19 protein-coding genes and 1 pseudogene are annotated in these 24,598 nt (G+C 38.3%); 6 read left to right on the top strand and 14 right to left on the bottom strand.

What is annotated here, in order from left to right:
* Positions 1–124: 124 nt before the first annotated feature.
* The 5 genes from FFO06_RS18140 to FFO06_RS18120 form a co-directional block, all read right to left on the bottom strand.
* Positions 125–811: a hypothetical protein gene (locus tag FFO06_RS18140; RefSeq protein WP_137909287.1), complete on the bottom strand. Its 687-nt coding sequence runs from the start codon at positions 809–811 to the stop codon at positions 125–127.
* Positions 812–1,009: 198 nt separating this feature from the next.
* Positions 1,010–1,225 (bottom strand): NAD(P)H-quinone oxidoreductase subunit O, encoded by a 216-nt coding sequence (locus FFO06_RS18135; RefSeq protein ID WP_028082649.1) that lies wholly within the window; start codon positions 1,223–1,225, stop codon positions 1,010–1,012.
* 286 nt (positions 1,226–1,511) lie between these two features.
* A complete protein-coding gene (locus FFO06_RS18130) occupies positions 1,512–2,345 on the bottom strand; it encodes a DNA-formamidopyrimidine glycosylase (protein ID WP_137909286.1) in 834 nt (277 codons plus the stop codon).
* Positions 2,346–2,620: 275 nt separating this feature from the next.
* A complete protein-coding gene (locus FFO06_RS18125) occupies positions 2,621–2,830 on the bottom strand; it encodes a photosystem I reaction center subunit IV (protein WP_137909285.1) in 210 nt (69 codons plus the stop codon).
* Between the two features lie 211 nt (positions 2,831–3,041).
* A complete protein-coding gene (locus tag FFO06_RS18120; RefSeq protein WP_137909284.1) occupies positions 3,042–3,632 on the bottom strand; it encodes a PAP/fibrillin family protein in 591 nt (196 codons plus the stop codon).
* Positions 3,633–3,889: 257 nt separating this feature from the next.
* Here FFO06_RS18120 and FFO06_RS18115 point away from each other — a divergent pair, with 257 nt between their 5' ends.
* Both FFO06_RS18115 and mraY read left to right on the top strand, forming a co-directional pair.
* Positions 3,890–4,129, top strand: coding sequence for a DUF3134 domain-containing protein (locus FFO06_RS18115; RefSeq protein ID WP_028082645.1), 240 nt, complete (start codon positions 3,890–3,892; stop codon positions 4,127–4,129).
* 94 nt (positions 4,130–4,223) lie between these two features.
* Positions 4,224–5,324, top strand: a complete 1,101-nt coding sequence (gene mraY, locus FFO06_RS18110; RefSeq protein ID WP_137909283.1) for a phospho-N-acetylmuramoyl-pentapeptide-transferase — start codon at positions 4,224–4,226, stop codon at positions 5,322–5,324.
* Positions 5,325–5,595: 271 nt separating this feature from the next.
* Here the strand turns inward: mraY and FFO06_RS18105 are convergent, their stop codons facing one another.
* The 4 genes from FFO06_RS18105 to psb28 form a co-directional block, all read right to left on the bottom strand.
* The gene (locus FFO06_RS18105; RefSeq protein ID WP_137909282.1) at positions 5,596–7,239 is read right to left on the bottom strand and encodes a mechanosensitive ion channel domain-containing protein; all 1,644 of its coding nucleotides are present in this window, start codon (positions 7,237–7,239) and stop codon (positions 5,596–5,598) included.
* Between the two features lie 86 nt (positions 7,240–7,325).
* Positions 7,326–8,264 (bottom strand): Tll0287-like domain-containing protein, encoded by a 939-nt coding sequence (locus tag FFO06_RS18100; protein WP_137909281.1) that lies wholly within the window; start codon positions 8,262–8,264, stop codon positions 7,326–7,328.
* Between the two features lie 194 nt (positions 8,265–8,458).
* Positions 8,459–8,962 carry a MogA/MoaB family molybdenum cofactor biosynthesis protein gene (locus FFO06_RS18095; protein ID WP_137909280.1) on the bottom strand — a complete coding sequence of 168 codons (504 nt, stop codon included), beginning with the start codon at positions 8,960–8,962 and terminating at the stop codon, positions 8,459–8,461.
* 87 nt (positions 8,963–9,049) lie between these two features.
* Positions 9,050–9,385, bottom strand: a complete 336-nt coding sequence (gene psb28 / locus FFO06_RS18090) for a photosystem II reaction center protein Psb28 (protein ID WP_137909290.1) — start codon at positions 9,383–9,385, stop codon at positions 9,050–9,052.
* Positions 9,386–9,464: 79 nt separating this feature from the next.
* Between psb28 and FFO06_RS18085 the strand changes: the two genes are divergently transcribed.
* Complete coding sequence (locus FFO06_RS18085) at positions 9,465–11,240, top strand: alkaline phosphatase (protein ID WP_137909279.1); 1,776 nt, start codon at positions 9,465–9,467, stop codon at positions 11,238–11,240.
* Positions 11,241–11,319: 79 nt separating this feature from the next.
* Here FFO06_RS18085 and FFO06_RS22115 read toward each other — a convergent pair.
* A pseudogene (locus FFO06_RS22115) lies at positions 11,320–11,724 on the bottom strand (HNH endonuclease family protein).
* A 307-nt stretch (positions 11,725–12,031) separates the two neighbouring features.
* Here FFO06_RS22115 and FFO06_RS18070 point away from each other — a divergent pair.
* On the top strand, positions 12,032–12,826 hold the full coding sequence (locus tag FFO06_RS18070) for an LmeA family phospholipid-binding protein (RefSeq protein WP_137909277.1): 795 nt from the start codon (positions 12,032–12,034) through the stop codon (positions 12,824–12,826).
* A gap of 111 nt (positions 12,827–12,937) precedes the next feature.
* Here FFO06_RS18070 and FFO06_RS18065 read toward each other — a convergent pair whose 3' ends face one another.
* Both FFO06_RS18065 and FFO06_RS18060 read right to left on the bottom strand, forming a co-directional pair.
* Positions 12,938–14,329, bottom strand: coding sequence for a UDP-glucose dehydrogenase family protein (locus FFO06_RS18065; protein ID WP_137909276.1), 1,392 nt, complete (start codon positions 14,327–14,329; stop codon positions 12,938–12,940).
* 63 nt (positions 14,330–14,392) lie between these two features.
* Complete coding sequence (locus FFO06_RS18060; protein ID WP_137909275.1) at positions 14,393–15,325, bottom strand: UDP-glucuronic acid decarboxylase family protein; 933 nt, start codon at positions 15,323–15,325, stop codon at positions 14,393–14,395.
* A gap of 1,083 nt (positions 15,326–16,408) precedes the next feature.
* On the opposite strand from FFO06_RS18060, the gene FFO06_RS18050 reads away from it, so the two are divergent.
* Positions 16,409–17,287 (top strand): bile acid:sodium symporter family protein, encoded by an 879-nt coding sequence (locus FFO06_RS18050; RefSeq protein WP_137909274.1) that lies wholly within the window; start codon positions 16,409–16,411, stop codon positions 17,285–17,287.
* A 232-nt stretch (positions 17,288–17,519) separates the two neighbouring features.
* On the opposite strand, the gene FFO06_RS18045 is transcribed toward FFO06_RS18050, so the two are convergent.
* Both FFO06_RS18045 and polA read right to left on the bottom strand, forming a co-directional pair.
* On the bottom strand, positions 17,520–19,088 hold the full coding sequence (locus FFO06_RS18045) for an NAD(P)H-quinone oxidoreductase subunit 4 (protein ID WP_190371574.1): 1,569 nt from the start codon (positions 19,086–19,088) through the stop codon (positions 17,520–17,522).
* Between the two features lie 359 nt (positions 19,089–19,447).
* The gene (polA, locus tag FFO06_RS18040) at positions 19,448–22,378 is read right to left on the bottom strand and encodes a DNA polymerase I (protein ID WP_137909273.1); all 2,931 of its coding nucleotides are present in this window, start codon (positions 22,376–22,378) and stop codon (positions 19,448–19,450) included.
* Between the two features lie 228 nt (positions 22,379–22,606).
* On the opposite strand from polA, the gene FFO06_RS22375 reads away from it, so the two are divergent.
* Positions 22,607–24,598: lectin-like protein (locus FFO06_RS22375; RefSeq protein WP_268904629.1), on the top strand; the 1,992-nt coding region annotated here is incomplete at its 3' end.

The raw sequence follows: 24,598 nt of genomic DNA, 5'->3' as shown, positions 1-24,598 counted from the left end.
ACGTTTTTGGTGATTTACTGTTTCTCAAATGCCTTTTTTCACTTTATATGTTTGTTTTGATGCTCTCTTTAATTTTTTCTCTACGTAATTTACCTCTGTGACAGTTTGGGGTGCGGAATGTGGGTTAAATCAAGCGTTTAGCGTAAGAACGTAGTTGTGTACCTGCTATGGAAATCGAATCTTCGCGTTTATCAGAGGTAAAGTCTGCTATTTCTCCGGCAATTAGCTGCAAAATATCATTAGCTTGCATTTCTACGAGCCATTGATTGAATTTTTCACGACTAACTTGTTCACCTATTGCTCTTCTAATGCGATAAATAGGTACTAAATCATCTAGGTTGTAATCCTTATTCAATTTGTCATAAACAGCCAAAGCAACAGATTTAAACTCTTCATAAGAACCAATTACCTCAACCTTAACCCCATTATCTAATACAACGGTCTTGTTTACAACCTCATCAAACTGACGAAACCACCGCAATAACGCATTAGCTACCCAAGTTCCTATAGTCTTACCTGATTCAAATTCAAACTCATCACTACGCAAACCAGCACCTAACACATCTAAACCTATTGGTGAATTCAGAGTATAACTAATTGCCGATCCTTTTTTAAGGATAGTAATAGCTCCCTGCTCTTGCAAATCCTCTAAAATACCTTGATAGTCGGTTATTTTCTGACCCTTAGACACCACCCGCTTGCCTAATTTACCCTTAGCTACCTTCTGTTCATTTGCTCCTAATTCCCACAATGCAAGCAGTAAGCGAGTTTTAGCGTAACTCCCCTGTAAATCCTTATTCTTTGAACTCATGATGATGTGTGTTAAATGACTGAATTATTATAATAAGGATTGTGTTTTTTATGCAACCACAGCTAAAATATCGTTAATTTTCTCAATATTCGTCACATATCGCTGACAATTATGAAAACAAAAATAAACCGTAAATATACGTAATTATATCCCCGACCTCTTGAAGAAGTCGGGGATCTGGAGGGGACTTGAGAGTGATTAAACGAACTCTTCCAACTGTTCTAATTTTAACCAAATATTTGGCGTTGGTACTCGTCCAAACTTAACCAAAGCATAGTCACCCTTGATATCAACAACTTCCCCTTGAGTCTCAAATAAATAACTAGGAAAGCGGGAATCACTAGCTTTAGCTTCCAGACTATTTTCCAACTTTTCCCGAATAGCGCGAACCATATTCCCTTTTTTCACAGCCATAAGTTACCTTCGTTCCAAAATAAACGCCTTCACTGCAAATTTTATCTTGTAACTTTAACCCAAGGCTAATTTCTTTCACTAAAACAAATAACCGCTGATTTTCAAGTCAACCGCTGGGCGGCAAGTTATTATATATTATTATATATTAAATTATAATATCGTAGTTCTTCCTCGTCTGCTACATTATAACAGATTCCAAAGGCATTGTCAACCCCCCAATTCTCTATTTTCGCGTTTTTTATTTGCAAATTTTGGGGAAGTCTTTGGGTCTTGGTGCAAAACATGATTATTTTTGACAATGAGAACAAAAATGGCTAGAACGACCACCTAATTTAATTCGCTCTATGATGTTACTACAAATTTTACAAGGTTTGCCAGCCCGATTATAAACCCAAGCTGCACCGCCATAATTACCGTTAACGCCTTGAACGCTGAGAAAATTACTAAAAGTCGTCCCTCCTACAGCAATACTAGCTGATAAAACCTCAATAATGGCAATTCGCAACAGTTCAATTTGGGGAATTTGTAATTCTATACCAAGGGTTGTCGGTAAAATACCACTTTTAAATAAAGCTTCATCAGCATAAATATTACCTAATCCTGCCACCACCGACTGATCTAATAATCCGGTTTTAATAGGACGACGGGATTTTTTTAATTTACTGGCAAAATACTCTGCTGTAAATTCTGGGTCAAAGGGGTCAAGAGCTAATTTGGCTAAACCTGTAATAATGCTTTCTACAGCCATCTGATCAGGAACATACCACATTTTCCCGAAAGTGCGCTGGTCAACAAAGCGCAATTCATGACTTTCGCCCAAAAATAAGCGGACTCTGGTATGTTTATGTAAAGGTTGATTTTGCTCTACCCATAATAATTGACCAGTCATTCGCAAATGAACACCTAAGAAAGAATGGGGACTAAGTTGAGCGATAAGATATTTGCCTCGACGATGCCAGGTAGTTATGTTAGTGCCTTTAATTTTATCAATAAACTCATTAGCAGGAAATGGATAGGCGATAGTGCGTTCTAGCAAGACATTTCCACCCGTAATTTCTCGATTCAGGGTGAATTGATTTAAACCTCGGCAGACTGTTTCAACTTCGGGCAATTCAGGCATGAAAGTCAATAATATTTTAAAAAAAATGTATAATTCAGTACTTAATAGATAAAAGATTTCACTAGATTTGAGTGATAACATCTGCCCAAAATCTAGTCAAATCAGGACTTACGCAAAACACAAAGAGAGTAGCGGTAATTAATTGATGAATTACCGCGAGAATGGGGTTTATGGCCACACCATGAAGACTATCATTGACACTCTGCGTAAGTCCTGGTGATATGATTAATTGTTAGCGTAGGCTACTTTTAATCAAATCCCTGTCGGTTGGCTGTTTACTTTGCTTTAGCAGCGGGTGGTGCTACTTCGATTAATTCATCTACAGCAAAGTTGTTAGTACTAACATCAGAGTAGTTAACTTTGTCAAATCTGACAATTACAGGGTATTTGATGGCGCTTTTTTCAATAGAAGCGACTGTACCAACTTCCTGAAACCAGTAGGACTCAGGACGGAGAATACGGACTTTAGAACCACGTTGAACCATGATGTATCTTCCCTTTTGAAGAATGAATGCCGTAAATTAGGGCTGATTGTTCTCACTCTACAACAACAGAGGCGTGTCCTTGGGTTTTGTTAAGTTATTTGTCAAATTGGTCGGTTTTGATGGGTAATGAGTTGTTAATCTGGTCAATAACCTCTTGACATAGTAGGCATAATAGGGTAAGTTCATTGGCGAACACTTCTGGCAAAATGTTTTATGTCTTACTTAATACAAAAACGCTACCTTCGTTCCCCCTGGCAATACGGAGATCATCATCTAGATAAGTGATATCTAACCAACCTTGTTGTTGTTGACTTTGAATGGGAAAATCAAAAGCTAGTTTATTTTGAAAATGTCCAGATTCAATTTGTTGGATAAAGTTTCCTGGTGTTGTATAGCCAATTAAACGCTGTAAGCCAATGATAGAACGCTGGAATTTAACTTGTACACGAGATTGTGATACTGGTACAAATTTAGCAACAACGCTGACTAATCCCTCTAAGGCAGGAATACCGTAAATCTCAGCTATGTTATAAACACTGTTAGTTTCTACCCGAATACATTGGTAAATCTGACCGAGTTGATAAAATGGCAGACGATCTATGTTTAATAAAGCCTTGCTTGTGGTGTATAGTAGTCGCCAGTTGCCTTCTAGTAAATTACTAGCTGCTAGGGGATGTGGTGTAGGATTAAAATCTTCTAAGTTAGCGATCGCTGCTAAAATAGCTTGTTGTTGTCCTGCATTCGCTAACAAACCGCGATTTGTTCCCGCAATTACATCTATGAGATTTGACTTGCCTATCACTGTTTTTACCTCAAGAGTATACATAATTAAACAGTATCAAGGAGATATAAATATCCTCTATTTATAAAGATACAACTCTAAAATCTGGACTTTTTAGCTACTATTCCGTAATTAAGTGAATAACCCCACCGAAAGGATAAAAATTTTGTTTAATTCGGATCAAGCAATTAAAGAGTTGAATGAAGGATAAAATAACTCGTATCAAATGATAGACTGTTAATGTCTAGTTAAATAAACCCTTAGGTGTGTTTGTTGATATGTTAGATTCTCCCCTCCGTGAAGCGCCCAGAAACCAACGAGCAGCGGTTATTCCCGTCAAACAGGAATCCTCAATGTTGGACTGGTTGCGACTAAGTGGCCGACTGATAGCCCGTGAAGTCCATGAAACAGACTCCCGCGAAGATGTAGAAGTAATATCCGATTTTCTGATCGCAGACGACGGAATTGGTGATATTGATTACGATGACGACGATGATATAACTATCGAGGAAGATTAGGTGTGAGTATTTTGGGAACTAGCGACCCAAAATCAAAATATTGGCAATATTGTTTGATTTAGGTTTTTTAAGTGTGGAGTGAAGGATTTTTTTTGTGGACGCTAAATTATCTCCTAACCAAGGTTTGAATTTTTCGGGAATTAGGTTAGCCTCAATGCTAACAATGTTACTAACTACAACTTCCTTGATTTTGGATTGGGTGGGGCAGAGGAATCCCTGGTATACTACCTCCTTAACCTTGCCTCTTTTCTTGTCTGCTCTAATTGTGGGTGTGCTTGGCCAGAGGGTAATACCTATTTTACAAGCACTAAAAACCGGGCAAATTATCCGGGAAGATGGACCTCAAGCACATTTAAAAAAGGCAGGAACTCCCACGATGGGGGGTATATTTTTTATACCTGTAGCTGTGGTAGTTGCTTGTATACTATCTAACTTTTCTCAAGATGTAGTTGCGGTTTGTGCGTTAACTCTGAGTTACGGTTTAATTGGCTGGTTAGACGACTGGCAAATTTTGCGACGTAAATCAAATAAAGGCATATCTCCTAAGACGAAGTTGGCTTTACAAGTTATCTTTGGGGCGCTGTTTTGTTTCTGGCTGATGCTTAAAGGTGATTTTAGCATAACTAATATCCATTTGCCTTGGGCGGGTTTATCTTTACCTTTAGGACTATTGTTTTGGCCTCTAGCGGGTTTTGTCTTAGTCGCGGAGAGCAATGCTACTAATTTAACAGATGGTGTGGATGGTTTAGCAGCCGGAACAGTAGCGATCGCTATTTTTGCATTAGGTGTGATCATTGCTCCAACTGCTCCCGACTTGATGGTTTTTTGTGCTGCTGTCAGTGGTAGCTGCTTAGGATTTCTAGCCTATAACCGCAACCCAGCTAGTGTTTTCATGGGTGATACTGGTTCTTTAGCCCTGGGTGGGGCTTTAGCCGCTGTCGCACTTGTGACAAATTCTTTAGTAGCACTGTTTATCCTGAGTGGGATTTTCTTTGTAGAAACCCTTTCTGTAATGGCTCAAGTCAGTTATTATAAAGCGACCAAAGGACCAGACGGTAAGGGTAAGCGATTATTTAAAATGGCTCCTTTACATCATCATTTAGAATTAACTGGTTGGTCAGAATTACAAGTAGTGGCAGTTTTTTATATGATTGCTGCTGTTCTCGCTTTTGTTTGTATTATCAGCATAAAATAACCAGATTTAATCATCAGATTTTTCAGGAAAACCAGGAAAACAAATTCAAAACCTCCAAATTTGGCAGTTGTTTTTATTTTGAGATTGAGGGTTCTGTCCGGGACGTAAGTAGGACTATTTGGATATTTTGCCAGATAGAAACAAAATATTTGCTACTTACGTCTAATCACTAAGCTGCTGTAACAAGTAAAGCCTACTACAACTCAAGGTTCAAAAATCAAATAAGAGTTTTATAACTAGACCGTAGGGAATTGACAAAACCAATTTTTCTTTAACTTGTTACTAATGGGTTTAATAAACGGCGAAAATAGGGTTCCAAGTGTTCCTGCATTTGCTCTGAAATCCCATTCTGATTTAAAATCCTGGAGGAAACTTCCTGTAGTGTTCCACTTAAGTAATTGTGGTGATATTGAGCAATATATTGGCTCATTGTATTGATAGAGATCCCGTCATGATGAAGGGCATTTGCAACTGCGGCAGGGGTAAGGGCAAGAATCTCCGTATCTTCAACTGTGATAATTTTCATGGATGGTAATGGTTCTCCCAAGAAAAGATTCATCTCTCCAAAGAAATCTCCTATCAGGAATTTTTCTGTCGGAGCATCTGGTTGGTAGCCGAGAAATTCCTGCCTCTGGTCTATATTCTCAATCTCAGCAGCTAAACTTGCATACAGCCAATAAAGGGATGATACTTCTTTAGCTGTTTGGTAGGTCAGGGAGAAAGCAACAGGACCAATGTACTTAGCTAACGCAGAGGCAACTTGCTCAATTACTATTGGTTTGAGAGCGTAGCTAGACTGGTTATGATTCTGAGGTTGACGACTAACGGGTTTAAAGGTAACTGTTTCTAAATTCGGGACTAATTTTTGTTCTATGGCCACACAACCCCTTACCACCAGGAACATTGCTGGGGACAAAAGATGTTGATAATCAAGCAATTCGTCCGCATCAAACAGCAAAGTTTTAGAATGTTCTACCAGAAGGCTTTGAGCCTCGACAGTTAAATTTCTAAAAAATTCAATGTTGCTAACAAGTTGCAACAGACGTTCATTCTCGGTGGACTGATACTCACTTCCCATGCTAGTACGACTCAGAGTGTACCAAATCCGACAGCGAATTTCTGGATCTGTATGGTTTTCGGCTTCACTATAGTTTTTGGGATAGTAAAACAATTTATAGTTCACTTCCTCTAGCCCATAAGACCACATTCTGACAAACACGGGTTTGTCAAGATTAATGTTTGGCAGAGGTTGGTTGATTACTGCCTTACACGCAGTATCCATCACCTGATTCGGCGGAACTTTGGCAGAAATTGTAAAATCCACTGTTCGACAGACTGAACCAGAGTCGATCATCTTAACCAATTCTTTAGCGATCAACCCATTAGGAATGTAAGTAATTTCACCAGAGTTGAGACGGATATCTGTTGAATTCCAATCTATTGATTCCACAACTCCTTCTACAACAATTCCTTCTAATCCCTGAAATTGAATCTGATCGCCAATTTGAAACGGTTGGTTAATCTGAAGAAAAACGCCAGAAAGGAAATTTCCTAGAGGTTCTTGCATTGCAAAACCAACAATTGCCGTAAATAAAGCAGAAGTAGTGAAAAACATTGTCGTTTCCTGACCGAGAATACGCAGAATAATAAAAATGCAGATCAGATACAGGAAAACTGAGATTATTAATTTCAATAACCTTGATGGACGCGTTCTTTTTTTACGAGTTAACCAAAAATTGATTAATAAGAAAGAAACGGCATTAACAATAACCATGCTAATGCTGATCAATACAGCAATTTTCAAGCCGTATAAGACTATGGGAAAAACTTGTTGGGGGTTGTTTAAAACAACAACATAAGCAAATAACAGACATCCAGTCAATGCAACTTGGAAAAGAACTAGAAAATTTTTCATATAGACTCCACAATCACCAATAATAACTTTAACAAAGGCTGATTTAAAATCAGTTAATCATGTTGGACAATGTAACCTATGTAAATTTATTTTTTAGGTGCTTCTAAGGCTTTATTGAGACTGATTAAAAGACGATTAATTGCTCTGTTCAGTGGGTTTAATGAATTGGATTTATCTTCTGGGAGTTGAGACTTCTCTAACTGATGCAGACTAATTTCTTCCAGTAGGTGAGTAATGGTATCTAGAGGCTTGGTAATCCATTTCTGTATAATCAGAAGAACTATGGTGTATGCTACTAAAAACACGCTGGCGATCGCTAATAAATAGGACCCAACAGACTCCTGAGCCTCGTGATATTGAACGACTGTGGGGACTGAAATAATCCTTGTGCCGACAATTTCATTTAGCTTCCAGCCAAAACCATTCTCACTACCATAGGTTTGGATCAGAGAAGGAGGAGCATTTTCCGGTTTACCATGGCAAACTAAACAACTGGAATTAGTAATCTGAATTGGTTTGGCCATATAAAGCGTTTTTTGACCGCTTATTAAATCCAGTCGCTCACCTATTTTTTCCTTGATATTAGGATTTTTGGCAAAATATTCAATTATTTCAACCTCCCACCCTACCGCTAAATCTTTGCGGTTTGTTGGATTAATGGTACTTTCTCTATAGCTATACCCTTTGTTTTCCTTCCTTTCCCCTAGTTGATTCAAAATCTGTTGAGCAGCATAGGAGGGAACAGTGACTCTATTAAAATTAGGTACTTCTTGATTCTTATCCGCTGAATTTGATACATCCTGAGGTGATTTATCTTGCGTAAGCAGAGCAAATTGAGTTTGAATTTTAGTTAATGTGTAATCTCTAACAACCTCTGCTGTATCTAAAAGCAATGTGGCCGTACGGATAACATCTTTTTTAGCACCATTGTACTCTAGTGACCAAATTGACCACCCACAAATAATCCACCCTGCCAAGAAAATACTAAATATAATCAGGGTAAGTCTTGTTTGAAGTTGTTTCATACAAAATACAAATTTGGTCTGAATTTTAAATACGTATTGAGTAACTAAGTTTATATGCTGTGTGATTTTATCTGAAAAATCGTTCACAAGTCAAGGGGAGTACGAATATGTTTTAAAAGTTCATTTCAGAGTTTGCTGAACAAGTTTTTTGGTGGAGTGCGGGGTGCGGAGTTGGGGTTTCCCTATTCCCTGTTCTAAACATTTACCTGTTTGACCAAATGCACCAATTCCGGTAAGATCAACTTTTCCATAGCCAGTCGCACAGCATTACTAGAACCAGGAAGAGAAAAGATGATTTTACCTTGATAAACACCAGCAACAGCGCGGGAAGCCATAGCCCGTGAACCAATTTCTTGATAACTTAAAAACCGAAATAATTCCCCAAATCCTGGTAAAGTTTTTTCTAATAACTTTTCTAAGGTATCATAAGTGGTGTCTCTGGGAGCAATTCCCGTTCCCCCATTAAAAATTACAGCGCTGATACAAGGATATTCAGCCAAAACTTCCATCTGGGCTGTAATTTCTCTTGACTCATCTTTGATAATCTGATACAATCCGACAATGTGATGGTCAGCTAAAAGTAGTTCTTTAATTAATTGACCACTTTTATCTGTAGCTGGGGAACGGGTATCACTGACGGTAATAACTGCACAATTTACAGAAATTTCTTTGTAGCTTGCGTGTGGTGGAAATTCCATAAGTGTTTTACTCTTTAGCCAATGACAATTGACAATTGACAATTGACAATTGACAACTAATGACAATTGACAATTGACAATTGACAATTAAGACTTGCTTAATCCTAGTCCATTTTCTTCAGCATAACGATTCATAAACCGCATAAACCGATCCCATTCTTCTTTAGACTGCATAACATAAACTGCTTCTAAAGATTCTGGTTTACCGTTGACAAATTTACCCTGAACTGCACTAATCTTGATTTCCCCTTCTTCGTCAATTAAATAAAGTCCAGTAGGTTCGATTTTACCGTCTTGTGCCAAGATATCAGGATTTGTGAAGGTAAATGTTGCTGTACTACTATCACCTACCTTTGCTCTTGTCAAGCGGACATCTGGAACTACTGTTTCCTCAATACCTCTAGCAAACTGAATTTTCGCCATGATAAGTAAATCTAAAGTTTTGATTGCATTTTTTAATATTCTCTCATCATAGAGCAATTTTATAGCAGGCATTTCACCGATGGTCATCAAATCTAGTTCACAAGTTCGATATAAACGCCGTTTATTATCTGTAGCATTGATCATTGTAGCTGGTATATTAATCACCCTGATTAACAATTCTCAAGCAGCTACACCTGTCACAAAAACTAAAAACGTGATCCTGATGATTGGGGACGGTATGGGCTGGGAAATGGCTCGTGCTGGGGCTATAGCGCAAGGATATAATTACAATTCTGGTCGGGGGGAAGGACTAAGTTTTCAAACTCTGGATAATTATGCTCTCGCTACCACCTATGGTACTACTATTGCCCCTGGTAATGGGGTTTTCAGCACAAATAATTCCGCATTATCTGGTTCTAATCCGATTACAGGCGCTAGTCCCATTTTACCAGGGTTTAAATTCCAACCCAAATTTAATCCCGGAAATACACCATCTGGGGGAGAAAAAAATCTTCATCCCAATGCGGTAGGTAATTTGGTGGGTTATGATCCCCAACGGGGGGGAATAAATCCTTGGACACCTGGTAATGATCCCGAATATATTAAGTATAGTTATCCTGATTCGGCCAATACAGCAACTACTTTGTACACGGGAGTAAAAAGCTATAATAACGCTATTTCCGTTGATATTTTGGAAAAACCCTTAGAAACTATTCTGAAAACTGCGGCTAATTATGGTAAATCTACGGGAATTGTTACCTCTGTTCCTGTAGATCATGCTACACCGGGAGCAGCAGCAGCTAATGTTAATCGTCGGAATAAATATGATGGTGATTACCCGACCTTAGATAATATTCTCCAGCAGGAACTTCGTATATATCAACCAACGGTAATTTTAGGTGGTGGTCATCCGCTTACGGGTGCTAATAGTCAACCTTTACCTACGGGTGTAGAACCTCCGACTAAATTTGAATATATCACAAAAACGACTTATACAGAGTTGAGTAAGAACCCCAATCAAAACCGTTATCATTACACATTTTTAGAACGGGGAAAAGATGCGGCTGAAAAATTAGCACTGACTGCGGCTAAATTAGATCCAAATATGGGCGATCGCCTGTTAGGATTATATGGAGCTAGGGGACAAGAGGGAAATCTGCCTGTAAGTACGGCCAATGGAGATTATAGTAATACGGGTTTGAGTATTTTTTCCCTGTTTAGTTCTCAAGGAAAAAACCCGGATACAGTTCGGCCTTTACTGGTTGGAGAAACTGATAAATCTTTTATTGCGAAGGAAATTAATGAAAATCCCACACTCAATGATTTAACTAAAGCTGCTTTAGCAGTTTTATCGAAAGATCAAGATGGATTTTGGTTAATGGTAGAAGGTGGTGATATTGATTGGGCTGCCCATGATGATAATATAGATAATATGATTGGGACAGTGTTGGATTTTGACAAAGCTGTGAAAACGACAATTGACTGGATTAAAAATAATGGTGGTTGGGAAAATAATCTACTGATTGTCACTGCTGACCATGATCATTATCTCACTTTAAATCCTAATTTTTCTGAATTACTCAAAGAAAAAGGTGCAGAAACTTTAACCGCTGAATCCGATTCTATCAAAGCGGGTCATTTTTGGGGTTCTAATCCTCAGATTAAATATGGTTGGGGCAATCATGGGAATCGTCCAGTTCCTGTGTATTATCAAGGTAAAGGTTCAGAAGTTTTAACTAATTCTGTGGGTAAGGGTTTTCGGCTTTATGGTTATGATATTCCTGGTATTGCGGGTTTAGTAGACCAAATTCACATTTATCAGACTCAACGAAAAGCAATAGGGAATAGGAAATAGGGAGAAAAGGTAATATAATATCAAGTGATCCCGGATTATCAACCCAACGCAGCTAAATGTTGATGTTAGTTATTTAAACTTATTTTACAGATGGAAAAGTCCAAACTTTAACAGCAATTTCTGCTAATGATGCTGCTTGGTTTTTGATTTCTGTTTCATTCCATTGTTTCAGATGCTGTGGGCCTCTATTTAAATGTAGAGGACTATCTGCAAATCTACCATCCTTTTCATCTCGCTTATCTATAAATGAGCGATCTCTCAATTTAGCATTATATCTGGTTAAAGTTAAATTACCAATATTGTGCAGATACTTGGCTTGAATTTCTGGCCATTTCTTTCATAAATCTTCCTGCCATTCTAGAGATAAATGGGGATTTTGTGGCATTATATGTTCAACCTGATATTCCTGTATATTTACCAACTCTTTCCGCCCATGATTTTCCAGTTTACGCAATAGATACTTATAACTACGGAAGTTGTAAATGTCTTTAATTACGAATTGTCTATGAAACTCTTCATCGGTAGATGGGTATAATAAATTGATGTTTACCCTCTAGAAATTTGAGGAAGTTGGTTTCAGTGGCCTTCATGGTTTTTTATGTACATTACATAACTGATTATATCAACACCTGTGTTATTAACATATATAGTGAAATTAATAAGATATTAACCAAATAAGAACCATCAGTTATCCTGTTCTAAGTCATTAGTAGATTAAATCAAGGGATCGCTTGCATAATTCTTCACAATTTGTTACAAAAATATAAAGAACTTCTAGAGACTAAAACCTAATGTTCGGCGGACTCACTGGTTTAACAGATCCCAAAAGCACCGATTGGGGAGAGCGAATGCTCAACACAGTCGCCAGCCAAACGATTCGCCACCTGTTTACCCAAAGCGAGTCGGTAGAAGTCTTTGTGCGCTGCTACCCCTCCAGCAAACTGTTGCAAGGCAGCATTGACAGCTTTAAAATGAACGGTCGTGGCTTGGTAATTCGTAAAGACTTCGCAGTAGAGGAAATGTCCTTTGAAACCGACGCGGTAGCCATTGACTTCGGCTCGGTTTTAAGTGGTAAACTCAATCTCAAACAACCCACCCAAGCGGTAGCCCAGGTGATTTTATCAGAAATAGGTATTAATCGGGCTTTTGAGTCAGAACTGGTGAAAAAGCGGCTGCTGAACCTTTCTGAACCAACTCTGATGGAAATATCTGCTGGTGAACCGGTTTCCTTTACCGAAGTTCAAATCAAGCTATTACCTGAAAATCGTTTACATTTAGTAGCCACAGCCGACTTAAAAAATGGTGAACTCATACCCCTAAGTATGACCGTTGGTATTGGGATTGAAAGAAGAAGGCGGGTTTCTTTCAAAGACCCTAAGATTGAACTTGAGGGAGTTCCAGAAGCACAACGGGAAATTTCCCAGACTTTAAGTGTGGCATTGGTAGAAATTTTGGATAATATGGTTGATTTAGATCGCTTTGATTTAGATGGGGTAAAAATGCGACTAAATCGTTTAGAAACAGAAGGCCAAAGATTGATTTTTAGTGGTTATGCAGAAATTGAACGAATTCCGCGCAGTTCTTAACAATTCTTAAAATTGAAAAAAATCAACGCCGTCCAGATTCCACTGGGCGGCGATTTAATTTTTAGAGGAAAAGTCAGGAGAAAATCAGAAAATTCCCCCCTGCTGCCTTTTTTACCTACCTACACCCACATACTGAAATCCAGCCCGGATCATGGTTTGGGGATCAAGGAAATTACGACCATCAATCATCACTGCGTGATTCATCAATTTTGCCATCTTCCCATAGTCTAAAGTGCTGAACTGTTGCCATTCAGTGACAAGTACCAAAGCATCACATCCATCTGCTAGTCTTTCTGAATCGGTTTCTACTAATACACCGGAAAGACCATGACGCATTCCTGTTTGGGAGATAATGGGGTCATAAGCCTTAACTTTAGCTCCCAATCGGTTAAGTTGTTCAATGAGGATTAATGCAGGTGCGTCCCGTAAATCATCCGTATCTGGTTTAAAGGTTAAACCGAGTAAGCCCACAGTTTTACCTTTGAGGATTTTTAAAGCTTGTTGCAGTTTTTCTAAAGCAATTAAGCGTTGGCGCTCGTTGACACTGACAGCAGCTTTCATCAGTTGGGCTTCATAGCCATAATCACCAGCGGTGTGAATGAGGGCGGAAACATCTTTAGGAAAGCATGAACCACCCCAACCAATACCAGCTTGTAAGAACTTACTACCAATGCGGGAATCTAAACCTATGCCTTTTGCTACTTGGGTAACATCCGCACCCACGCGATCGCAAATATTAGCGACTTCGTTAATAAAACTAATCTTAGTGGCTAAAAAGGCATTAGCCGCGTATTTGATCATTTCTGCGGAACTTAAATCTGTCACCAGAACGGGAACAGGAGGTAAAGATTGATCAGCGGCAAATTTGCGCTCTACAATGGGGGCGTATAATTCTTTCATCATCCCGGTGGCTTGTTCACTATTTCCACCTAAGACAATCCGATCAGGATTAAAAGTATCATAAACTGCCGAACCTTCCCGTAGAAACTCTGGATTACTCACCACATCAAAATCATTAGCAACTCCAGAAAATTTACTGTCTCCAATTGTATCAACAGATGCCACAAATGTTCTTTGTCTTTCCGCAATCCCGTCTAAAACAATCATTCTTACCCAGTCACCAGAACCAATGGGGACAGTGGATTTATTGACAATTACCTTATAACCACCATTGAGATTTTCGCCAATACCACGAGCCACAGCCTCTACATAGCGAGTATCACTTTCACCATTAGGTAAAGGAGGAGTTCCCACAGCGATAAACAGAATTTCCCCATGATCAACCCCAGCCGCGAGATCACTAGAGAATTGAATATTACCACTATTAATGGCAGATTGCATAATTTCCGAGAGTCCTGGCTCGAAAATTGGCGACTGGCCAGACTTCATTAATTTTACTTTTTCTTCGTTGTTATCTATACAGATGACATCATGACCAATGTGAGCTAAACAAGCACCCGTAACTAAACCTACATAGCCAGTACCAATTACGCAAACACGCATTTTTGAAATCCTTGTTTTTTAAAATTGTCAGTGAATCAAGTCAATCAAGGGAATTTAGCACTACTAAACCTGTTGAAACCGTTGACGGAAATCTTCGATCATTAGCTTTAACCCATCTTGGAGGGGAATAGTAGGTTCCCAATTTAATAAAGTTTGTGCTTTCGTAATATCGGGACGACGACGACGGGGATCATCAGCAGGTAGGGGTTCAAATTTAATTTCTGCATCTGGATTAATCAAGTTTTGCACAGCTTGAGCTAATTCTAAAATCGTGTATTCATCAGGATTACCCAGATTTATGGGTCCTGTATGTTCACCATTCATTAATCGCATTAATCCATTTACTAAGTCAGAAACATAGCAAAAACTGCGAGTTTGTTGACCTTCACCATAAACAGTTAAAGGAATCCCTCGTAATGCTTGGGCGACAAAATTGCTGACTACTCGCCCATCATTTTCCAGCATTCTCGGTCCATAGGTATTAAATATTCTGGCGACGCGAATATCAACTTTATTCTCTCTGTGATAATCAAATGCTAAGGTTTCCGCCATTCTTTTCCCTTCGTCATAACATGAACGAATACCAATGGGATTGACACTACCTCGATAATCTTCCGTTTGGGGATGAACTTCTGGATCTCCGTACACTTCACTGGTGGAAGCTAATAAGAATCTGGCTTTCACCCGTTTAGCTAAACCTAACATATTGAGTGTTCCAATAACATTAGTTTTCACAGTTTTAATCGGGTTGTACTGATAATGCACTGGAGAAGCGGGACAAGCCAGATGATAAACTTGATCAACTTCTAAGCGAATTGGTTCGGTGACATCATGACGGATCAGTTCAAAATTAGGGTTATCTAACCATTGAAGGAGATTATGTTTCTTTCCTGTATAGAAATTATCCAAACAAATGACTTCATGACCATCATTCATTAATCGGTCAATTAGATGAGAACCAATAAACCCCGCACCACCCGTCACTAAAATTCTCATATTTTCTCCCTTGTTAACCTATACTTTGATCACCAATGCCATGTTTTTTATACTATTTTAATAGCAAAAAACATATTTATTTATAAAGTTCCTGTCTGGCTTTTAAGTTGGACGTTAATTGTCTATTGCATATTTTCTTACCAAAAGGTTTTTCACAAGGTTTTTCACAAGGACACTTTATCAAGTCTTAAAGCAAAAGATCCTGTTTTTTTAAATCAAGTTAAATTTAAAGAACTAAACTATGATTGAAAATCCCAGTTGCTCCAAATTTAGTAAGTACAAGCATTGAATAACGCGCTAAATAGTATGTAATTATGATTATGCTAACCAATGACTTACCCGTAGGATAGATTCGGTTCGTTTCTGCATAAACAATTTCCGGCAATTATACCATTTCTTTGTCAGCCCGCGCCAAATTTTTTGATCTTTTATTTCTTCCTTCCCGTCGTTTTGAGTAACCTAAAACATAAAACCTTCATTTACAGCAATTTAAGATCAAACCCGCCACAAGAATGGTAAAATTATAAAGATGTAAAAAAGAAGATTATTGAGAAATAGCCCCATATTCAATAGACCTACGACAAAAGATATTAAGTGCCTGGGAAAATAAAGAAGGTACACAAAGAGAATTGGCGGAACGATTCAAAGTTAGTTTATCTTTCATCCGTGACTTTTTGCTTCGATATCGAGAGACATCGGAAATAACTGCCAAGCCTCAAGGAGGAGATAGGCGCTCGAAAATTCTAAGTGAGAATCAAGAATTGTTAAAGAAAATAGTCACAGAGAAAAGTGATATATACTTGCGAGAAATTCAGGAAATAATCAAAGAGAGTAAAGGAATAGAGGTAAGTGTATCAAGCTGATCACGGACTCTTAACCGCTTAAATCTAAACCGTAAAAAAAATTTAGTAGCCGATGAAGCTATTAATGCTATTACTGATGAAAACGTAATGATGATGAAGTTTTTGACACTTCCCGCTCTTCTGAGTATCTGAGAACAGGACTTAAACAAACCATGAGAAGATCAATGTCTGGATAAATAGTCTAATATGATGCTTGGTTGTAATTTCGACAAAATTAATTATGCAAGCAAGCTTTTTAACCGCCGTTATTTTACCTCTAGCTTTAGCTATCATTATGCTAGGTATGGGATTATCTTTACTACCAGAAGATTTCCTGCGAGTAACAAAATATCCTAAAGCTGTGGCCATTGGCTTAATTAGTCAGTTGATTTTTTTACCTATTATTGGCTTTATTATTGCTAAAATTGTACCCATGGAACCAGCGATCGCCATGGGATTAATGATCATTGCATTGTGTCCAGGTGGGGTATCCTCAAATATAATCACATTTCTAGCAAAAGGTGATGTCGCACTCTCAGTTACCCTGACAGCTTTTAGTAGTTTAATTACAGTATTTACAATTCCCATTCTAGGAAACTTAGCATATCAGCATTTTATCGGAAAAACTGAAACTGCTGCGATTGGTCTACCCATTGGCGCAACTATACTACAAATTTTCCTGATGACGCTTTTACCTATCAGCTTAGGAATGATTTTTAGACAGATATTACCAGACATTGCACTACGTTTAGAAAAAGTGACTAACCGCCTAGCAGTAGCTTTTTTAGCACTAATTATCCTCTTATTGATCATTCGTGAATGGAATAATTTGCCTAGTTTTATTGTCCAAGTTGGATTAAGTGTAGTGCTATTAAATACTATTTCTATGTTAGTAGGGTTTTATCTTAGCAAATTGTTAAAACTCAATTCTCGTCAGCAAATCTGCATTGCCATTGAAGTTGGGATTCAAAATGGCACACTAGCGATCGCCATTACTGCCGGTTTACTCAATAATCCTGATATGGCAGTACCTGCGGCCATTTACAGCTTGTTTATGAATGTTACAGGTTTAATTGCTATTAACTACGGTAGAAAACTGGCCGCCAAAAACCCTATTTAACAATTTCTCTGCAACTCAAATTAAGCAGCGAACATCGCTATTCTGTGTTAGTTGTAAGTAGGCTAACACAATAAAATCAAACTGTGTAAAGAAACGTAAAATCGCTGAAAACCTGTTTCCAGTTAAGAGTTCCCTGTTCCCTCCTTTGGGACTTCCTAGGAAACAAAAAAAGGGCAGGTATCGAACCCACCCTAATTGTAAATCATAGCTGTAATTAGAAATTAATTACAAATTAATTACCAATTATCGGCGCAATCAAAGAAACATTTTGCACAGCTTTTTCTGCTGTCAAAGTAGGAACAGAATCACGTAATCTAGCTGTCAATTGTACAGTTGTAGCGTCGTACATTTGAGTTAACAACTTGGGATAGAAACCAATACCAATAATAGGAATCAACAAACAAGCAATGATAAACACCTCGCGGGGTTCAGCATCTATTAAAGCTTGGTGAGAAACTAACTCCTCGTTTTCTTGTCCGTAGAAAATTTCGCGCAACATTGAAAGTAGATAAATTGGTGTTAAAATCACACCAACAGCCATCAAGAAAATGACAATAACTTTGAATGTTGGGTTATAAGCATCGCTAGTTGCGAAGCCCACAAATACCATTAATTCCGCCACAAAACCGCTCATTCCTGGTAATGCTAAAGATGCCATGGAACAGGTGGTAAACATAGCGAAAATCTTCCGCATTCTTTTACCCACACCACCCATTTCATCTAACATTAAAGTATGTGTACGATCATAAGTTGCACCGACTAAAAAGAACAAACTTGCCCCAATTAAGCCGTGAGAAACCATTTGTAGAACTGCCCCACTCAAACCCAAATCGGTAAAAGAGGCAATACCAATGAGAACAAAACCCATGTGGGAAATTGAAGAGTAGGCAATTTTCCGTTTTAAGTTCCTTTGAGCAAAGGACGTTAAAGCAGCATAGATGATATTTACTACTCCTAAAACCACTAAAGCCGGTGCAACATAAGCATGAGCATCAGGTAGCATTTGGGCATTCATGCGAATTAGGGCATAACCACCCATTTTTAGCAAAATACCCGCAAGTAGCATATGTACTGGTGCTGTAGCCTCACCATGGGCATCTGGTAGCCAAGTATGCAGGGGAATGATGGGCAACTTCACAGCGTAGGCAATGAGAAAGCCAGCGTATAGTAGAAGTTGTAAATTTAAGCTAAAATCTTTCAACGCGATCGCGGACATATCGAAGGTGACTGTATCACCATAAAATCCCATTGTCAAGGAAGACAACAAAATAAACAGAGACCCACCAGCAGTGTATAGAATAAATTTAGTCGCTGCGTATTGGCGCTTTTTACCTCCCCAAATTGACAGCAAGAAGTATATTGGTACAAGTTCCAATTCCCAGACCAGGAAGAATAACAGCATATCCTGGACTGCGAAAACAGCAATTTGACCGCCATACATAGCCAAAATCAAAAAGAAAAATAATTTTGGCTTGAGTGTCACAGGCCAAGCTGCTAAAATCGCCAGGGTGGTAATAAATCCCGTTAAGAGAATTAGAGGCATAGACAAGCCATCAGCCCCTACAGACCAATTTAACCCCAATTGCGGCACCCAGGGATAACTCTCTACCAATTGCAAATTGGGATTAGAGAAATCGTACCCAGTATAAAAAGCGCAGACAATCAGTACAAAATCTATCAGCCCCACAATCAGGGAATACCAGCGCACCGTTTTGCCGTCTTTATCTGGGATGATAGGAAGTAGTAGTGATGCGGCTATGGGGAATAAAATAATCGTCGTCAGCCACGGAAAATTAGCTATATTCATCACAATCAATCTGCAATTAAAATCATGTTTGGCAAAAAGTCACTAGTTATTAATTAACAGCTTTTTGGCGATTTCCGCTTCATTGTTAGGTTGATTTAATTAAATTGGCAATCTCCATTTTTTTACTCAACAGTCTTTTTTGACAGTTAGGGGTGGTAAATGTTCCTGGGAATACTCCCAGCTAAGTAGGTTGGCGTTAAAAATTGTCGTTATGATAAGGGAACAGGGAACAGGGAATAGGGAACAGGGAACAGGTTTTGGGCAACTTTACTTTTCGTTACTTATGTCGGTTTTTTTTCGTTCACCTACTTATGTCAAAATATACCTTTTAGATAACTCCGTATTAGAATATTTTACTTCGTTTCCATCCAATTATCCCCAGCATGAATATCAACAACCAAGGGAACAGATAAAGAAACAGCATTTTCCATGACCGACTTAATTTGTGGTCGCAATTCTTCCCATTCTTGGGGAGGAATTTCAAAAACTAATTCATCATGAACTTGCAACAACATCCGGGCCTGATATTTTTTTAAAACCTCATGTAATTGCACCATTGCTATTTTGATAATATCCGCACTAGAACCTTGAATTGGTGCGTTAGCAGCAGCACGCAGTAACCCAGCATTGTATGGATCTAAATTCTTTAATTTTTGTAAATTAATATCTTCTAATTTACTGCCTTTTAACTGTTGCAAACTATTATTAGTAAATTCAAAATAACGTCTTCTCCCTAGAATTGTTTCTACATAACCATAAGCAACGGCTTCTTTTTTAACTTTATCTAAATACGCAAAAACATGACCATATCTTTGATTAAATCTCTCAATAAATAATTTTGCATCTACTTGATTTATTCCGGTTTCGCGGGCAAATTTTTGCGCTCCCATGCCATAAATTACACCAAAATTAATCGTCTTCGCAAAACGTCTTTCATCTGAGGAAATATTTTCTTTCTCAAATACTAATTTTGCTGTTACAGTATGAATATCTTCATTTTGCTGATATGCTTGAATTAGTACAGGTTCTTGACTCAAATGAGCTAAAATTCTTAACTCAATTTGAGAATAATCAGCAGCTACCATTAACCAACCTGATTCCGGTAAAAATGCTTTTCTAATTTGTCTACTAAAAGCAGTGCGAATGGGGATATTTTGTAAGTTTGGATGAGAAGAAGATAATCTACCCGTGGAAGTTGCTGTTTGGTTAAAATCAGTATGTAATCTTTGGCTTTGAGGATGAACTAAAGCTGGTAAAGCATCTACATAGGTAGACTTTAATTTTGCTAATGTTCGATATTCAATTATCGCTTTTACAAATCCCGTATTATCAACTTCTTGGAGTTTTTCTAAAGTTGCTGCGTCGGTAGAATAACCAGTTTGAATCTTGCGAGAATATTTGGTACTTAAACCTAATTTCTCAAATAGAATCTGACTTAATTGTTTAGGAGAACCTAAATTAAATTTTTCTCCTGCAATTTCAATAGCTGTAATTTCTAACTTTGCTAATTCTGTCTCTAATTGCTGTGAAAGTTCTTGGAGATAGGCTGAATTAATCCTAACTCCTGTATATTCAACTTCTGCTAAAACTGCTTCTAATGGTTGTTCAACTTGCTTAAAAAGTTGATATAAAGCTGGAGTTTCTATTAATTTTTCTTTTAATTTTGGGACTAATTTAAATGTAGAATAAACATCCATACCACAATAATCAGCAACAGCGGAAATACTCAAATCAGCGATAGTTTTCCCTTTGGGAACTAAATCTCCATAACTGGTCGCAGTTAATCCTAAATATCGCCAAGATAAGTCAGTTAAATTATGACTACTATCTGGATTAATTACATAACTCGCTAACATCGTATCAAATACCACCCCAGCTAGTTCAATTCCTTGTCCCTGACACCGCAGAATCAAACGATCAAATTTAGCATTTTGTAAAGCTTTAGGATAATCAGCACTTTCTAAAATTGGCCGCAGTGTTGCTAATACTAAATCTCGATTTAAGTTATTCCCGATTTTATGACCAATCGGAATATAAGCGAGTTCATTTACTTCTGTTCCCCAGCAGCAACCAATTCCCACTAAATCTGCATCTCGTGGTTCTAATGCAGTAGTTTCTGTATCCCAAGCCACGGGTATTTCTGGATTAGTAAATTTTCTTAAAATTTCTACTAATTCCATTAATTTAGCTTCTGTATCAATAATGCGCGGTTGAATATTTGCAGATGTTTGTTTTTTGGCTTTTACTGTATCTTCAGCACCAAAAAACCAGATATCATCATCGGTTTCTATGACTTCAGATACCTGGTTTTCTAAAATTTCAACTTTTCCCGCAAATTTTTCCTGTCCCCCAAATTTTTGCTGTAAATCATGAATTTGATCTAAAAACTTCTTAAATTCTAATTTCTCTAAAATCGGGATAAGTCGGTTATGGTCAAAACCAGTTAATAGACAATCTTCTAAGTTAATTTCTAAAGGAACATTACAGACTATTTTAGCTAAATAGCGGGATTTTTCTGCGTCTTCTTTACCAGCAGCTAGTTTTTTCTGAGTTGCACCTTTAATATTATCTAAAGCGGCGTAAATTTCCTCAAGGGAATTATAAGTATTTAGTAATTGTACTGCTGTTTTTTCACCAATTCCTTTCACTCCTGGAATATTATCTGATTTATCACCACATAGAGCTTTAAAATCAACAATTTGTGTAGGTAATACCCCTAATTTCTCTTTGACTTCTTCAGCCCTAAATTCCCTAATACTATTTGTAGAACGTTTTAATGCTTCTGGAGTAAAATTTAAAATGGTAATTTCTTTATCAGCATCAATTAATTGAAATAAATCCCTATCCCCGGAAAGTATCTTCACTCGATATCCCGCGGCTGCGGCTTTTTCTGCTAATGTTCCCAATACATCATCCGCTTCATAACCCGGTGCAGTGAGTATAGGTAAATTTAAGCCTTGCAGTAACTCATAAAGATTTTCTAAATCGGGAATAAAGTCTGCTGGTGTTTCTGCGCGTCCAGCTTTATATGTATCCTCTGCTGCATGACGGAAGGTAGGTAAAGCCAAATCAAAGGCTACCGCTAAGGCCTGCGGTTGTTCTGTGGCTAGAACCTCTAATAAAGATTTAAAAAAACCAAAACAAACACTGGTAGGAATACCCGCTTTTGTGCGAAGTCCTCCATCTCTACCTTTAGCAAAAGCGAAGTAGGAACGAAAAGCCAGAGAATGTCCATCTATGAGGATGAATGTAGGCTTGTTGATAATTGGAGAATTAAAAGTCAACTGCTGCTTAACCAAATCAGAAAACTATTATATAGCATTTCTCATGCCATTAAGGCACGGGAATAAGAAAGTTGACCGCAGATCAACAGAAAATTGATGATAGTTCTTCCTCGTCTATTTCATGAGAACAAATTTTAAGTCAATAAAAATCTATCTAAAGATAGATATTCAAGTCAGTAGTAGGGATGGTACGGTAAAGAAAATAAACTACTGAATTAATACATAGTCATGGTAAATTTTTATCAGTATAACGGGTCTATCTATCGTCTCACTACCGCTGTAACATGGCAACAAGCTCAAGCACAGGCACGGAATTTAGGCGGAAATCTTGTCACTATCAACAATCAAGCCGAGCAGGATTGGTTAGTCAGTACCTTTGGTAGTGACTGGCGGTGGATTGGGTTGACAGATGAGGAGACAGAAGGCCAGTTCAGGTGGGCCAGCGGTGAAACCTCTACTTATGCTAATTGGTTTCCTGGTGAACCAAATAATGCCGGGAATGAAGATTATGTGCATATGTACAGTAATGTGTACGGTAATGGTAAATGGAATGATTCCACCAGTACCGTTTCTTTACGAGGCATCATTGAAAACAAATTTTTTGAGTATAACGGCAGCAAATATCTGTTAACAGGTCCTGGAACATGGCAACAAGCTCAAGCACAGGCACAGAGTTTAGGCGGAAATCTTGTCACCGTGAACAATCAAGCCGAGCAGGATTGGTTAGTCAGTACCTTTGGTGGTAGTGAAAGACTGTGGATTGGTTTGACAGATGAGGTGACAGCAGGCCAATATAAGTGGGCGAGTGGTGAAACCTATACTTATAATTATTGGTCTCAAGGTGAACCATCTGATAGTTCAGGCCATGTTCAAGATTATGTGTATATTAATTATCTTTCTCCGGGACGGTGGGATGATTTAGGTACAGGTCAACTCAGAGGCATCATTGAAATCAAAAATACCATCAATGGTGGAGATGGTAATGATACTCTCAATGGCAATGGAGATGTTTATACTCTGATTGGTGGTAAAGGAGATGACACTTATATTGTAGATAGCACTACTGATGCCGTAATTGAAAATGCCAACGAAGGTACAGATACCATTTCTACCAGTGTCACCTATAGCCTAGAAGCATTGCCAAACGTTGAAAACCTGACCTTAACAGGAACAGCAGCAATTAACGGTACAGGTAACGCAGGTAATAACGTCATCACAGGTAACAGTGCTAATAATACCATATTTGGTGGTGGGGGTAATGATATTCTTAACCCTGGTTATAGCCAAGGCTCAACGGATACAGTTAATGGCGGCGATGGTAATGACCTACTGCAAGTAGATTACACCAGCAAAACAGATGGTGGTGGTATTCATTTAGGAGCCTACAATACAAATCATATATGGAATCGTGCTAATGGTCAGACTCTAGTCAATGTCTCTAATGTAGAAAACTACAATATCACTGGTACACAATATGATGACGTTTTTGAGGGACGTTCAGGTAATGATACCTTCAATGGTGGTGCTGGTAATGATATTCTCAATGGTGGTGCTGGTAATGACACCCTTAATGGTGAAGATGGTAATGATCTGCTATATGGCGATGTCGCATCTTACGGCGCATCTACCTTATTTAACTACAACGGCAACACATATCTGTTAACCACTGCTGGAACATGGCAACAAACTCAAGCTCAGGCACAGAGTTTAGGCGGAAATCTTGTCACTGTCAATAATCAAGCCGAGCAGGATTGGTTAGTCAGTACCTTTGGTGGTAGTGAATTACTGTGGATTGGGTTTACAGATGAGGTGACAGAAGGCCAGTTCAGGTGGGCCAGCGGTGAAACCTCTACTTATACTAACTGGTCTCCTGGTGAACCAAATGATGCCAATTGGGTAGAAGATTATGTGCATATGTACAGTAATGGTAAATGGAATGATTCTGGTAGTGCCGCAATTCTAAGAGGCATTGTTGAAATCGTAGGTGCTAATGACATCCTCAACGGTGGTGCTGGTAATGACACCCTCAATGGTGGTGCTGGTATAGATACCCTCAATGGTGGTGCGGGTAATGATATTCTCAATGGTGAAGATGGTGATGATATTCTTAACCCTGGTTATAGCCAGTACTCCACTGATACAGTTGATGGAGGCTCTGGTAATGACCTGCTCCAAGTAGATTACAGTAACAAGACTAGTGCTAGTGTAGGTATTCATTTA

Origin of the sequence: Dolichospermum planctonicum, assembly GCF_005402965.1 — a bacterium.
GTDB lineage: Bacteria > Cyanobacteriota > Cyanobacteriia > Cyanobacteriales > Nostocaceae > Dolichospermum > Dolichospermum planctonicum.
The sequence above is the reverse complement of the archived record's forward strand: the minus strand, read 5'-3'. Positions and strand labels throughout refer to the sequence as shown.

Bases quoted from the DNA above. Each gene is read 5' to 3' on its own strand.
- FFO06_RS18130 (WP_137909286.1), bottom strand. From the start codon at position 2,345: ATGCCTGAATTGCCCGAAGTTGAAACAGTCTGCCGAGGTTTAAATCAA.
- FFO06_RS18140 (WP_137909287.1), bottom strand. From the start codon at position 811: ATGAGTTCAAAGAATAAGGATTTACAGGGGAGTTACGCTAAAACTCGC.
- FFO06_RS18085 (WP_137909279.1), top strand. From the start codon at position 9,465: ATGGTCATCAAATCTAGTTCACAAGTTCGATATAAACGCCGTTTATTA.
- FFO06_RS18065 (WP_137909276.1), bottom strand. From the start codon at position 14,329: ATGCGTGTTTGCGTAATTGGTACTGGCTATGTAGGTTTAGTTACGGGT.
- FFO06_RS18050 (WP_137909274.1), top strand. From the start codon at position 16,409: ATGCAAGCAAGCTTTTTAACCGCCGTTATTTTACCTCTAGCTTTAGCT.
- FFO06_RS18115 (WP_028082645.1), top strand. From the start codon at position 3,890: ATGTTAGATTCTCCCCTCCGTGAAGCGCCCAGAAACCAACGAGCAGCG.
- psb28 (WP_137909290.1), bottom strand. From the start codon at position 9,385: ATGGCGAAAATTCAGTTTGCTAGAGGTATTGAGGAAACAGTAGTTCCA.
- FFO06_RS18095 (WP_137909280.1), bottom strand. From the start codon at position 8,962: ATGGAATTTCCACCACACGCAAGCTACAAAGAAATTTCTGTAAATTGT.
- FFO06_RS18135 (WP_028082649.1), bottom strand. From the start codon at position 1,225: ATGGCTGTGAAAAAAGGGAATATGGTTCGCGCTATTCGGGAAAAGTTG.
- FFO06_RS18070 (WP_137909277.1), top strand. From the start codon at position 12,032: ATGTTCGGCGGACTCACTGGTTTAACAGATCCCAAAAGCACCGATTGG.
- FFO06_RS18125 (WP_137909285.1), bottom strand. From the start codon at position 2,830: ATGGTTCAACGTGGTTCTAAAGTCCGTATTCTCCGTCCTGAGTCCTAC.
- FFO06_RS18060 (WP_137909275.1), bottom strand. From the start codon at position 15,325: ATGAGAATTTTAGTGACGGGTGGTGCGGGGTTTATTGGTTCTCATCTA.
- FFO06_RS18105 (WP_137909282.1), bottom strand. From the start codon at position 7,239: ATGAAAAATTTTCTAGTTCTTTTCCAAGTTGCATTGACTGGATGTCTG.
- FFO06_RS18100 (WP_137909281.1), bottom strand. From the start codon at position 8,264: ATGAAACAACTTCAAACAAGACTTACCCTGATTATATTTAGTATTTTC.